Raw genomic sequence first — 12,245 nt, forward strand, 5'->3', positions numbered from 1 at the left:
TCGAGAACGCCTCGCCCGCGACATACGGCCGGCTTTGCAGAACGGCATCGAAGTAGCGCATGCCCCTCAGTGCCTTGTCGCGTTGGCGGAACCCCCACTCCGGGTTTTGATACGTCTCGACGTCGGGGCCCAGCCCCGGCGTGCCGTGATGGAAATAGACGCTGATGGCATCGAGCAGCTCCAGCTCGGCGCGCTTGCTCATCATGTGGATGATGCCCTTCTCGCGGGGCGTGCTGCCGGTGAGCGTGGGCGCGCCATCGAGCGCGTCGAGGTATTCGGTAATGGCCGTGCACTCGGCGATACAGGTGCCATCATCGAGCTCCAGCACCGGCAACGTACCCGAATAATTCTTGCCGGCGATGAACTCGGGCTTTTTGTGCTCGCCCTGGTAAAGATCGACCATCACGAACTCGACGCGCGATTGCAGCCCTTTTTCGGCCAGCGCGATACGCACGCGGGTCGGATAGGGCCCAGTCGGGAAATCGTGGATCTTCATCGGGGGCAGTCGGGCTGCATCGAAATCGACGTTGCTGGAAGTCATTGCGGGAGCGCTCCGTAGTCGGTTCCACGGGGTGGGACGACGTGAAAGACACGTCGCCCATGAATCTACCTAACGTTTGTTAGGTTAACCATATAAGGTACAATCCGGGGTGTCAACACCCTTTTCCCGTGCGCGGAGACTGAAGCAGTGGCGAACGACGCGAGCTCGAACTCGAGAGAAAGAATCTTGGCGGCCGCCACGAGGCTCGCGCAGACGCACGGCTACGGCGGGTTGAACTATCGGGATCTCGCCAGCGAGGTGGGGATCAAGGCCGCGAGCATCTACCACCACTTCGAAAGCAAGGCCGATCTTGGCGCAGCGGTAGCGAGGCGTTATTGGGAGGATTCAGCGGCGGCGCTGGACGACATGCTGGCCAACTCGCGCGATCCGCTGGATTGCCTGCGTCGCTATCCGGATACCTTCCGCAAGGCGCTCGAGACCGGCAACCGCCTGTGCCTTTGCAGCTTCATGGCCGCCGAAACCGACGATCTGCCGGAAGTCGTGATGAAAGAAGTCCTGGCCTTCGCCGACGTGAATGTCGCGTGGCTGAGCAAGGCTCTGTCCGCGGCGGCCGTGGTCGGCGCCCGGGAGAGCAAACAGCGGGCGCGGGCCATCTTCGCGGCCATCGCCGGCGCGCAGCTCATCGCGCGGAGTCGCGCCGATCTCTCGCTCTATGACGCGCTGATCGACAATTATCGTAAAGCGGGGCTGTTGCCTGCGTAGCAGGGCAACGGTGACGCGGCGTCGAGTGACGTCGAACGTTCGCGAACGCGCGATGGTCAATCGTGCGGCCCACTTGCAGCGTTTGCAGACGGACCGCCGCGATCACCGGCTGGCCGAACTGACAGGTTTTTCGTACAGGGACCAGACAATACCGTCCGTTTTCAATCCGACGCGGACAAAGCCCAGCGACTCGTAGTAAGCGCAGAGCTTCGTGTTTTCAGCGCCGCAGTCGAGTCGAAGCAAACGCCGGTTCAAGCGGCTCACCTCATGAGCGCACCAGTCGAGCATGAAGCCGCCGAGTCCGAGCCCGTTGAAACCTTGCCGCACGCAAAGCCCATGCACGTAACCGGCGATCGGCGCTTGCGGCCCCCAGTGCCTGTCCTCGTCGAAGTCGAGCGAGAACGTGCCGACCAGCGCGCCATCCTGTTCGACGACGTACACGGCTTTCTCGGCGACATGGTTTCGCACCCACCGCTCGGAAAAGCCGTCGCCATCCCTGCCCCACACGTAGTCGCCGTGCGCGACTTTTCTGGCATGTGCATCGTTCCGGATCTGTGTCAGCACCGGGACATCGTCTGCCGTCGCTCTGCGGACGTTCTTTGAAACCATCGCTCGTTTCTCCGTTGAGTCTGAGCCGCCATCTCGCCGCATCGCGTCACGCGTCGATTATCGACGAGATGGCACGACCACACGCTCCACGGGTACTCAACTTGATTGTCGCGCCGACGCGATACCGGCAAGCCACTCCGGAAAACTCCTCGCGATACGCTCGCGCCGCGCATCATCATGCCAGACCCGAATCACTTGTCCGGCGACGCCGCCCTCAGCGGGATCGAGGTCGACACACAAGTGATTACCGCTGCCGTCATGCGTAAACGGAATCCATTTCAGGTTGTACCAGTCATCGGCGATGCCCGCATCCGGTTCCGATGTCATGTCACCGAAATCGCCAGCGTCCACGAGACCTTTCCAGATGCGCCATTGCGCGAGGATCTCGCGGGCACTCAGCAGCGCATCGCTTCCAGAAAACGCCTCGCCCAACGCCGCCTGTCCATCGTGAATCCGCAGACTGTCGACGAGTGCGTCAGGCAGCGTCGCACCCAGCGCGACCTGTAAGGCAGCGATGTCGTCGTCGGACGCGGGTCCGTTGAGTCCGCCAGGCAGGCGTGACGCATCGGCGGCGAATGCTGCGTCGAGCCATTGCCACGTGTCGCGAAGGTCGATGGGGCGTGCGTCATCGATATCGACGGTTGTCGTACGGGTTTCAACCGCTGGCGGCGATTGTGAGGCTCCCTCGGCGGATGTCGCCGCCGTCTGGCGCGGCGGCTCGCTGGAAAGGTCGCGATCGAGACGCAGGAACAGCACGGAGGAACCTGCAGCCATTGGATATTCCGCAGCCGGGATCGCGGCGAGCACATCGGCATGCACGACACCGCTGATCAACCCGTCGCCTTCGGGCGGAAGCAGGCGGACGACCACGTGTCCGTCGGCCCCACGATGCAGGTTACCCCATCGCATCGCGTTCAGTTGGGCATCGCGCTCGACGCTGTGGTCGATGATGCCGGTTTCCCAATGCGGCCCGGGCGTTGCGGCGTGCTCGAGCAAATCGAGCACACGCGGCATGATCGCGTGCATCAGCATCGCCACTGCGCTCGTGTGGCCCGGCAGGTTGATCAGCGTGGCCTGATCGTAGCTCGTCAGGACCGTCATCCCGCTTTGCGTACCATCGGGCCGCGTGAACGGGAGTGTGGTCTTCTTCGGTGGCGAGCGATCGTCACTGCGTCCGAAGTTGAAACGATCAGCCGGTGTTTGTCTGATCTCGACGGTCGCCTCGTCGCGCGAATACACTCGTTGCGCATTCAGTCCGATGTCCCGGAAGGGCGGCGTGGCAGGCAATCCGGCTCCGACGATCAGGTCGTAACGTTGCGCGAACTCGGCGAGCTTCTTCTGGAATGCGTACTCGTTCTGTTGCACTTCGAGCGGCGGCAGTGTCATGTCCGGCGGCTCGATGTACTCGATCGACGACACCCTGTATCCCCAGCGCTGCAGTACCGCACGGATATACGGTCCGCTCGTATCGGGCCGCTGCCATTGCTCGCGAGCGATGCCGGGAGCGCGCTGCTCATACCCGACGATCACTACGCCAATGCGCGGCCGTTTCGTCACCTCGATATCGCGGACGCCTGCCGCTGTCAGCGCGATCTGCAATTCGGCCGTTATCCGGCTGCCCTTGGGCAGGAGCAGGCTGCCTTGTCGATATTCGCTGCCGGAAGCGATGACGTGTTGCCCGGCGGATAACGGCGCGTGCAGCAGCAGGAAAGACCGAGCGTCGCGATGCGTCACTTCAAGACCGCCTTTCGGGACGACGGTGTCGGCGTTTTCCGGCAGCGGGAAATACGGAGGGACATCGACCGCACACTGCGCGTGGATTGCGCGAGCCGCCGGACTGCCCGCCGACGAAGCCAGTGCGCGCCGACTGAACTCGAAATCGAGCTCGACCGGTGCACCATGCGTCGCATGTACGGTATCGGATGCGCGCAATGCATAGCCTTCGACCGCAGCGAGCGGAACGGGCGGGACATTCTCCGGTGCGAAAACATCGGCCGCCGTCACGCGCGTCAGCGCATCCTCGATCGGCACTGTCTCGGATTGCATCGCGCCCGGCACGACGCGGCGACAGCGTTCATAGGGCTGGTTAAGCCAGAAAGGGAAGTTCTCGTGATCGCTCATATGGTGAATGTTTTCGTGCCGCGGTCCGAAGATACCCGCGAACCGCGGCAACGGCACGCGTTTCCTTCCCTGCGGCTCAACGTTTTGCCGCAGGCTGCTGAGAGCCGACATCGACGTAGAATTTCTCTTGGTCGAGCACGCGCTGGTTCAAATAGAAATTGCCGAGAAAAGCGCCCGCGCGTCGATTATCGCTGGCATCGATACGTTTGACCGATACTTCCGGGTCACTTGATGCACCCTGCTCGGTCGACGCAAACGGATACTCGTCGCAATCGCAATCGGTCGGCGTTTCGTCCGGATCGCCGGTGAACGTGCACTGGCCGTTAACCGAGCCGTATTTCGCGACGCATTGCTTCTTGGATGCATCCCGATTGTCCCGCCGAAGCGTTGCGTCGCGCGTGCGTGTCAGCGGCCTGGACTCCCAGGTATCAGGAAAAATCGTGCCGTCACCCTTCGGCACGAACTTGCCGGGGCGGCCGGCCGCCTGCGCCTCGCGAATATGGATTGCCGATTCGTCGACGTCGGGATTCGTGGCGACGATGGTACGGAGAACCGCCGGTGCGTCCTCGTAGACGCATCCTTGCGAGTTGCTCTTGACGAGCGCGACGTCGCATCGAATGTCGGGAATATAACCCACGCCTGCGTACGGACTCACGCTTGCACCGTTATCGAACGAGTCTCCCGACTTCGCGACCCGATACTCGAGAGTCGGACTGAACCTGAGCGGGTTACTGGATCCCATGTTCGGCGTGACCATCACCGATATTTCGTTGGACAGCCCGCCGAGGGCAAGCGGTACGCCGGCATTGGGTGCAACCGTGCAATCCGAACCGCATTCGACGATAGGCTTGATCATCAGGCCGCCCGGATTGCCGGAAATGATGCGTGTGCGAAATCGGAACTTCAATGGCCATGCGAGCTGATTCGATGGATTGTCGGAATACGCGTAGGCGTCGATAGCCACTCGCCCGATTTCATTGTTTTGATCGTCCTTCGCGACATATTCGAGCGGAACCGTTTTCTGGCAATAACTGCTTCGGCTCAATAGCGAGTCCCTGGTTGGTTCGGTCCGGACTGTCGTGCAGATGGGAGAGACGTCCGTGGCACTTCCCGCATGGGCAGGCATCGCCGTTGTAAGCACAATCGCGCCGGCAAACAGCATTCGATGAATCACATCCCCTCCTGATTATTCCATTAATCGAAATGACAGATTTAGCTGCAAATCAATTTAAATTAACATTTAAATGAAATGTAACTGTCAATTTCGTCAGGTAGATGCAAGTCGACGACCAACCATACCTTGAGCGCTTTATTTTTATAAACAAAGTCATTCATAAAATCGCACAACGTGAACTGACCACACCGTGCCAATGAAGCCAATTCCGTCACATCAGAATCCCAACTGCATAGCGCATCTGACGCAAGGATCGACGCCCCTCCTGGAGACCTCGTTCAAACAAGTCTTCGGCCCTTCCGTCTCCGGATTGAATTTCTTATTCGTACACTGCAATCCCAAGCGGCGCGCGCAAGGCCCATATTCCATGGCCGAATCCACACACACGACACAACTGATCTCGGCGCGCCGAAAAATTGAACGCTTCCGTCACTGGGTGCGGTAGCTGTCCGCGTTCAGCTGTTCCCGGTCCCGCGCGGTTCTTCTGGCATGCCGCCGGCAGCACAGCCCTACGGATGAAACGTCTCGCCCCGCTTCAGCATGTCGATGAACTCCGCGATTTTGCGTGCCCGTGTTTCAGGCTTCCTGGCGTTCTGTATCCGGAACAGGATCGCATAGCGATTACGGCTGTTCAGCGTCGCAAAAAACTTCGCGGCTTTGGGATTGGCGTCCAGAGCCGCCTGCAAGTCGTCCGGCACGATCGCATTGCTGGCCGACGTATAGGCAGCCTCCCAACGGCCGTCTTGTTTGGCCTTCTCGATTTCACGCAGGCCGGCCCGGCGCATCCTGCCGGCGACGATCAGCGCTTCGGCCTTGTCCTTGTTGATTTTGGACCAGATGCTCTTCGCCGAGCGCGGGGTAAAGCGTTGTAACCAGTATTGCTCGCTCTCGGCCTTCTTCTGGCCATCGATCCAGCCGTGGCAGAGGGCGCTTTCCACCGCCGCTTCATAGCTGACGGTTCGCTGCCCCGCGCCTTTTTTCGCGAGCCGCAGCCATGCTCCGGTCGACGTGCCGCCGTTCTGCCCCAACCAGCTTTCCCATTCAGCCTGACTGGCAAACGTTAGAGCGCCTTCGGTCATGTCACGATCCAGAATGGTTGCGTTTTCAACGACTAAAAAGCCGCCGCTCAACGGTTGAGCGGCGGCCACCCAAACACTCCACTCCGCAAAACCGCGTCAAACAATCCGGTTCAACGCATCGGCAAACCGCTTCACCGCGCCATCGACATCATGCAGCTTGTCGAGACCGAACAACCCGAGCCGGAACGTCTTGAAGTCCTCCCGCTCGTCGCATTGCAACGGCACGCCCGCCGCGATCTGCAAACCGACATCGGCGAATTTCTTCCCGGTGCGAATCCCGTCATCGTCCGTGTAGCTCACCACGACACCCGGCGCCTCGAACCCTTTCGCGGCCACGCTCCTGAACCCCTTCTCCGTCAGCAGCGCACGAATGCGCTCGCCGAGTTCGAGCTGTTCCGCCTTCACCTTGTCGAAGCCGTATGCGTCGGTTTCCTTCATCACGTCGCGCAGCGTCGTGAGGCTGTCCGTGGGCATCGTCGCGTGATACGCGAACCCGCCGCCCTCGTACGCTTCCATGATCTGCAGCCACTTGCGCAGATCGCACGCGAAGCTGGTGCTGGTCGTCGCATCGATACGCTCGCGTGCGAGCGGGCTCAACATGACCATCGCGCAACACGGCGACGCGCTCCAGCCCTTTTGCGGCGCACTGATCAGGATATCGACGCCGCTCGCCTGCATGTCGACCCACACGGTGCCGGACGCGATGCAATCCAGCACGAACATGCCGCCGACCGCATGCACGGCATCGGCCACCGCGCGCAGGTACGCATCGGGCAGCATGATCCCGGACGCGGTTTCGACGTGCGGCGCGAACACGAGATCGGGTTTGTTTTCCTTGATCGCGGCGACCACTTCATCGATCGGCGCCGGCGCATAGGCCGCTTGCCTGCCCGCTTCCACCGGGCGCGCCTTCAGCACCGTCGTCTCGGACGGAATGCTGCCCATGTCGAAGATCTGCGACCAGCGAAAGCTGAACCAGCCGTTGCGGATCACGAGGCACTTCTCGTTCGTCGCGAACTGTCGCGCCACGGCTTCCATGCCGAACGTCCCGCTGCCCGGGACGATCGCGACCGATTTCGCGTTGTAGACTTTTTTCAGCGTGGCGGAGATGTCGCGCATGACACCCTGGAAGCGCTGCGACATATGGTTGACCGAGCGATCGGTGTACACCACCGAATATTCGAGGAGCCCCTCGCGGTCAACATCGGGAAGTAAACCTGGCATGCTCGCCTCCGGTGAAAGATGAACGATGGAATCAGGACAAGCAGCGTCTTCGATTCGATACTGCTCTGCACCATGCAAATGCGTCATTTCCTCGACGAAAGCAGATTCTAACGAACGCCGCCGGACGATTGGCGCCTATTTTGTCGGCCGCCGGGGTCGGTGTTCGCCCATGCCGGCCCATGCCGCGCCCATCGCCCTGTTCGGAGTAAGGATTAACGACGCGTGCGGCAACCGCCTCATAACATGTCGACCAGGCCCTTCACGACGGAAACTTCGATGACCTCCTCTCCCGCATCGTCACAGCAGTCGTCCACCGATCCGGCGCTCGCCGAGCGCATCGACACGGTCCTGTCCCGCCAGCTCGACACGCAGCGGCTGGTCGGCGCGGTCGTCCTCGTCGCCCGCGACGGCGAGCTCGTCTATCGCCGCGCGGCCGGGTTCGCGGATCGCGAATCGCGTACGCCGATGCGCGAGGACACGCTGTTCCGGCTCGCATCGGTGACGAAGCCGATCGTGTCGGCGGCCGCGATGGCGCTCGTCGCGCAACGCAAGCTGTCGCTCGACGAAGACATCGCGCGCTGGCTGCCCGACTTCCGTCCGGCGCTGCCCGACGGCCGCGTGCCGACGATCACGGTGCGCCAGTTGCTCGTGCATACCGCCGGCCTCGACTATCGTTTCAACGAAACCGACGCGAACGGCCCCTATGCGCGTGCGGGTGTCTCCGACGGGCTGGATGGCGCATCGATCACGCTCGCCGAAAACCTGCGCCGGATCGCGAGCGTGCGGCTGCTGTTCGCGCCCGGCACGAGCTGGAATTATTCGCTGTCGATCGACGTCATCGGTGCGCTGATCGAGGCCGTCTGCGGCGTGCCGCTCGCCGATGCGATCGATGCGCTCGTGCTGCGCCCGCTCGGTGCGCGCGACACTGGGTTCGTCGCACGCGATCCGGCGCGGCTCGCCACGCCGTACGTGAACGACACGCCGCAGCCGCACCGGCTCGCCGAGAACGAGACGGTGCCCATCGACGAAGGCTTCGTCGGCGTCACGTACTCGCCGTCGCGCGCGCTGAATGCACACGCGTTCCCGTCGGGCGGCGCCGGGATGGTCGGCACCGCGGGCGACGTGCTGACGGTGCTGGACACGCTGCGCGCGGGCGGCGGCACGATCCTGCCGACTGAGCTGGTCGACGAGATGGGCCGCGTACAGACCGGCGATTTGGAATTGCCGGACCTGCCCGGCGCGGGCTTCGGGATCGGCTTCTCGGTGTTGCGCGACCCGCAGGCGGCCGCGTCGCCGGAATCCGTCGGCACGTGGCGCTGGGGCGGCGTCTACGGTCATTCGTGGTTCGTCGACCGCGCACGCGGGCTCACCGTCGTGTCGCTGACGAACACGCTCTACGAAGGGATGAACGGGCAGTACACGCTCGATCTGCGCGATGCCGTCTATGGCGTCGGCTGATGCACGCCACGAAAAAAGGCCCGACACAGTCGGGCCAACGGGTTTGAGACACTAGGAGAATTCCGCCCACCCCATACCGGGCGGTCACGCCGCGCTACACGACGTTCTTTTCGACGATCGGCCGGTTTTCGAGCACGCGCGCCCAGCCGAGCGACGACAGGTCGAGCGTGTCGTAACGCCCGCCCAGAATGAGTTCGCTGACGCCCCGCCCCGTCGCCGGCCCTTGCTGCAGCCCGTGGCCGCTGTAGCCGTTCGCGAACACGACGTTGTCGAGTTCGGGGTGGTAGCCGATGATCGCGTTGTGATCGAACACGTTGTACTCGTAGTAACCGGACCAGCAATTCTCGACGCGCAGCGCCTCGAATTCCGGCACGCGGTGCGCGAGCGTCGGCCAGATCACGTCGTCGAACAGGCCGTGGTCGACTTCGTCGAGCGGCAGGTCGTCCGGGTCGCGATCCGGGCTCGGCGACGTGCCGCAGATATACGTGCGCCCTTCCGGCCGGAAATACACGCCGGTCGGATCGATCAGCAGCGGGCAATCGGCGAGCTTCGCCGGCGACGATACGTTGAAGATGCTGCGCCGCCGCGCATACACGGGAATGTCGATGCCCATCATCGACGACAGCGTGCGCGTCCATGCGCCGGCCGCGTTGACGAGCGTGTCGCACGCATAGCGTTCACCGTCGCCCGTCACGACATGCGTGATCCTGCGGCCGTCGCGCACCACGTCCTTCACGTCGGCCGGCACGTAGCGCGCGCCGAGCGCCTGCGCCTTCTTGCGCAGCGCCTGCACGAGCCCGTAGCCGTCGAACCAGCCTTCGCCGCTCACGCCGTACGCGCCCGACACGAGATCGTCGACGTTCAGCCACGGAAACTTCGCGCGCAGCGCGTCGCCGTCCATCAGCCGGATATCGGCGCCGAGGCGCGTCTGCAGCGCATGGTTCTCGCGCAGCGTCGCGTCGCCGGCCGGCGTCGCGAGGAACAGGTAACCGCCTTCGTGCAGATCGATCGACGGCCGGTTGCCGTCCACTTCGAGCCGCTCGCCGATCGTGCGCAGGAACTCGATGCCGAACAGCGACATCTCGATCGACAGCGGCGTGGAGAACTGCTGGCGAATCGACGCGGCCGACAGCGCCGACGACGATCTGGCATAGGTGGGGTCGCGCTCGATGACGGTCACGGCGACCGTGGGATCGGTGGCGCGCAGGAAATAAGCGATCGAGCTGCCGATCACACCACCGCCGACGATGACGACTTGAGAACTCACGACTGACTCCGGTTGCACGTAAAAGGCTCAGGGCCTGTGGGTGATTCGCGCCGCGACTCGCGCGGCGTGCCGCAGGCAGGCTTCGTGAACGATCGCTTCGGCTATTTCAGCACGTCCGGCATCGCCGCGAAAGCCCGCGCGCGGGTTGCGTTCAGTCCGCCGACTGGGTCGTGACGGGCTGCCACGCGGCGTTCTTCACTTCATACAGCGTCGAGCTCGGGTTCTTCAGGTCGCCCGTGTTCGTGAACGCGATGGTGCCCGTGATGCCGTCGTAGCGCGTGCCCTTCAGCGCGCCGTTGAAATCGGCCGGCTTCGTCGAGTTCGCCTTCTGCATCGCGTTGATCGCGATCCACGTCGCGTCGTACGCGAACGGCGCATACGCGAGCATGTCGACGCCGTACTTCTGCTTGAATTTCGTTTCGAACAGCTTGCCCTTCGCGAGACGCGACAGCGGCTGCCCGTATTCCCACACCGACGCGCCTTCGGCCGCATTGCCGGCCAGCTTGATGAAGTTCGCGTTCATCACGCCGCCGCCCGCGAGGAACTGCGCGCGGATGCCGAGCTGGCGCATGCGCTTCACGAGCATCGCGGCCTGTGCGTCGAGCCCGCCGAAGAACACGAGATCGGCGTTGGTGCTCTTGATCTTCGTGAGCTGCGCGCTGAAGTCGACGGCCTTGTCGTTCGTGAATTCGCGCGTGACGATCGTGCCGCCGTTCGCCTTCACGGCCTTCTCGAATTCGTCGGCTTCGCCCTGGCCGAACGCGGTGCGATCGTCGATGATCGCGATGCGCTTCGCCTTCGTCACGCTCGCGGCGTACGCACCGGCGTTGCCCGCGTTTTGCGTATCGGTCGCGATCACGCGATACACGGTGCCGAGCCCGGCGCGCGTGATGTCGGGATTGGTCGCCGACGGCGTGATCATCGGAATGCCGGCCTTCGCGTAGATCTTCGACGCGGGCAGCGTCGTGCCCGAATTGAAGTGGCCGATCACGACGGCCACCTGTGCGTCGGCGAGTTGCTGCGCGGCCTGCACGCCGGTGCGCGGATCACTCTGGTCGTCCTGCGACGCGATGACGAATTTCACCGGCTTGCCGCCGACCATCGTGCGAGCGGCATTCGCTTCGTCGACCGCCATGCGCACGCCGTTCTCGATGTCTTTCCCGTAAGCGGCGCCGCCGCCCGTCAGCGGGCCGGCCACGCCGACCTTGACGATCGTCTCCTGCGCATGGGCCGCGCCCGTCTGGAACGCGAGAAGCGCGGCGGTCAGTGCGACGCCGGAAAGCGAACGAATGCGGAACGTCATGGCTGTCCTTCTTCTGGGGGTCGGGATGCAACGCGCGATCGGCGCCCGTCGGCAACCTCCTGCGCGCCGGCGATGGCGTGCGCCGCCGAGGCGCCATGCGCCCGACCGGCTGGCCGATCACCGCGGTTCCGTCTCCGAAGAACCTTTCATCGCGAAAGAGGTGAATGGATTGTGGGTAGCCAATACCCGTGCAGCAAACGAAATATCGGAACTATGTTGTGAGATTTGGTCATCAAGTTCCGTGGTCATGGCCGATCCGCGGCCCGTATGACGGTGAGCCGGGATGGAAGTCTGCGGCAGGAGACAGCGGCCGCGCCGCCGGGTCAAGGCCGACCGTGGTCATGCCGGCAACGCATCATCGTTGCGAGGGCGGCCCGGCCGGCCTTCGCAACGCCCCTTGCGGGCGCCGCGTCATCGGTCAGTGCCGATCGGTGCCCGTCTGGTTACGCACCGCATCGGCCGCCTCGCCGGCCTTCTCCTGAAGCTTGCCGGCCTGCTGTTCGGCCACACCTTCCGCTTCGGTCTCGCGGTCGCCCGTCACCTTGCCGAGTGCTTCCTTGACCGAACCCCTGACCTGTTTGAGCTTGCCTTCGATGCGATTCCTGTCCATGGTCATCTCCTGCGATGGTTTGAGGGAGAGCCGGCGATGCGGCGCCCTCCGTCGCACCGCCGAGTGGACAGGATCGCAAGCGGGCGCCGCGCGAGGTAGATGCGGATGCACCAATCCGCATGGTGCATTCGTACCG

The 12,245-nt window shown here is 63.3% G+C and carries 11 protein-coding genes; 2 read left to right on the top strand and 9 right to left on the bottom strand.

The genetic code is table 11. The annotated features are described in order from the left end of the window. The coding region (locus JMF90_RS07590; RefSeq protein ID WP_201325017.1) for a glutathione S-transferase N-terminal domain-containing protein at nucleotides 1-541 on the bottom strand (541 nt) is incomplete at its 3' end. Between the two features lie 147 nt (nucleotides 542-688). On the opposite strand from JMF90_RS07590, the gene JMF90_RS07595 reads away from it, so the two are divergent. Next, nucleotides 689-1,264, top strand: coding sequence for a TetR/AcrR family transcriptional regulator (locus JMF90_RS07595; protein ID WP_011694526.1), 576 nt, complete (start codon nucleotides 689-691; stop codon nucleotides 1,262-1,264). Between the two features lie 102 nt (nucleotides 1,265-1,366). Here the strand turns inward: JMF90_RS07595 and JMF90_RS07600 are convergent, their stop codons facing one another. The 5 genes from JMF90_RS07600 to JMF90_RS07620 all read right to left on the bottom strand — a co-directional run bounded on the left by JMF90_RS07600 (nucleotide 1,367) and on the right by JMF90_RS07620 (nucleotide 7,471). After that, on the bottom strand, nucleotides 1,367-1,873 hold the full coding sequence (locus JMF90_RS07600; protein ID WP_011694525.1) for a GNAT family N-acetyltransferase: 507 nt from the start codon (nucleotides 1,871-1,873) through the stop codon (nucleotides 1,367-1,369). A gap of 96 nt (nucleotides 1,874-1,969) precedes the next feature. Next, on the bottom strand, nucleotides 1,970-4,105 hold the full coding sequence (locus JMF90_RS07605; protein ID WP_227745916.1) for an SMI1/KNR4 family protein: 2,136 nt from the start codon (nucleotides 4,103-4,105) through the stop codon (nucleotides 1,970-1,972). Next, nucleotides 4,071-5,039 (bottom strand): NucA/NucB deoxyribonuclease domain-containing protein, encoded by a 969-nt coding sequence (locus JMF90_RS07610; protein ID WP_236597957.1) that lies wholly within the window; start codon nucleotides 5,037-5,039, stop codon nucleotides 4,071-4,073. Before JMF90_RS07610 ends, JMF90_RS07605 begins: the two co-directional genes overlap by 35 nt. 638 nt (nucleotides 5,040-5,677) lie before the next feature. Then, nucleotides 5,678-6,247 (bottom strand): YdeI family protein, encoded by a 570-nt coding sequence (locus JMF90_RS07615; RefSeq protein ID WP_041489661.1) that lies wholly within the window; start codon nucleotides 6,245-6,247, stop codon nucleotides 5,678-5,680. Nucleotides 6,248-6,343: 96 nt separating this feature from the next. Further along, nucleotides 6,344-7,471: an aminotransferase class V-fold PLP-dependent enzyme gene (locus JMF90_RS07620; RefSeq protein WP_011694521.1), complete on the bottom strand. Its 1,128-nt coding sequence runs from the start codon at nucleotides 7,469-7,471 to the stop codon at nucleotides 6,344-6,346. Nucleotides 7,472-7,747: 276 nt separating this feature from the next. Between JMF90_RS07620 and JMF90_RS07625 the strand changes: the two genes are divergently transcribed. Next, nucleotides 7,748-8,929, top strand: coding sequence for a serine hydrolase (locus JMF90_RS07625; RefSeq protein ID WP_050809578.1), 1,182 nt, complete (start codon nucleotides 7,748-7,750; stop codon nucleotides 8,927-8,929). 94 nt (nucleotides 8,930-9,023) lie between these two features. Here JMF90_RS07625 and JMF90_RS07630 read toward each other — a convergent pair whose 3' ends face one another. The 3 genes from JMF90_RS07630 to JMF90_RS07640 form a co-directional block, all read right to left on the bottom strand. Further along, complete coding sequence (locus JMF90_RS07630; RefSeq protein ID WP_011694519.1) at nucleotides 9,024-10,196, bottom strand: FAD-binding oxidoreductase; 1,173 nt, start codon at nucleotides 10,194-10,196, stop codon at nucleotides 9,024-9,026. Between the two features lie 151 nt (nucleotides 10,197-10,347). Next, nucleotides 10,348-11,499: a branched-chain amino acid ABC transporter substrate-binding protein gene (locus JMF90_RS07635; protein ID WP_011694518.1), complete on the bottom strand. Its 1,152-nt coding sequence runs from the start codon at nucleotides 11,497-11,499 to the stop codon at nucleotides 10,348-10,350. Nucleotides 11,500-11,917: 418 nt separating this feature from the next. Then, nucleotides 11,918-12,109: a CsbD family protein gene (locus tag JMF90_RS07640; protein WP_011694517.1), complete on the bottom strand. Its 192-nt coding sequence runs from the start codon at nucleotides 12,107-12,109 to the stop codon at nucleotides 11,918-11,920. Nucleotides 12,110-12,245 lie beyond the last annotated feature (136 nt).

Source organism: Burkholderia sp. E168m23 (assembly GCF_016586125.1).
Taxonomy (GTDB): Bacteria; Pseudomonadota; Gammaproteobacteria; order Burkholderiales; family Burkholderiaceae; genus Burkholderia; species Burkholderia orbicola.

Bases quoted from the DNA above. Each gene is read 5' to 3' on its own strand.
- JMF90_RS07605 (WP_227745916.1), bottom strand. From the start codon at position 4,105: ATGTCGGCTCTCAGCAGCCTGCGGCAAAACGTTGAGCCGCAGGGAAGG.
- JMF90_RS07620 (WP_011694521.1), bottom strand. From the start codon at position 7,471: ATGCCAGGTTTACTTCCCGATGTTGACCGCGAGGGGCTCCTCGAATAT.
- JMF90_RS07625 (WP_050809578.1), top strand. From the start codon at position 7,748: ATGACCTCCTCTCCCGCATCGTCACAGCAGTCGTCCACCGATCCGGCG.
- JMF90_RS07615 (WP_041489661.1), bottom strand. From the start codon at position 6,247: ATGACCGAAGGCGCTCTAACGTTTGCCAGTCAGGCTGAATGGGAAAGC.
- JMF90_RS07635 (WP_011694518.1), bottom strand. From the start codon at position 11,499: ATGACGTTCCGCATTCGTTCGCTTTCCGGCGTCGCACTGACCGCCGCG.
- JMF90_RS07600 (WP_011694525.1), bottom strand. From the start codon at position 1,873: ATGGTTTCAAAGAACGTCCGCAGAGCGACGGCAGACGATGTCCCGGTG.
- JMF90_RS07640 (WP_011694517.1), bottom strand. From the start codon at position 12,109: ATGGACAGGAATCGCATCGAAGGCAAGCTCAAACAGGTCAGGGGTTCG.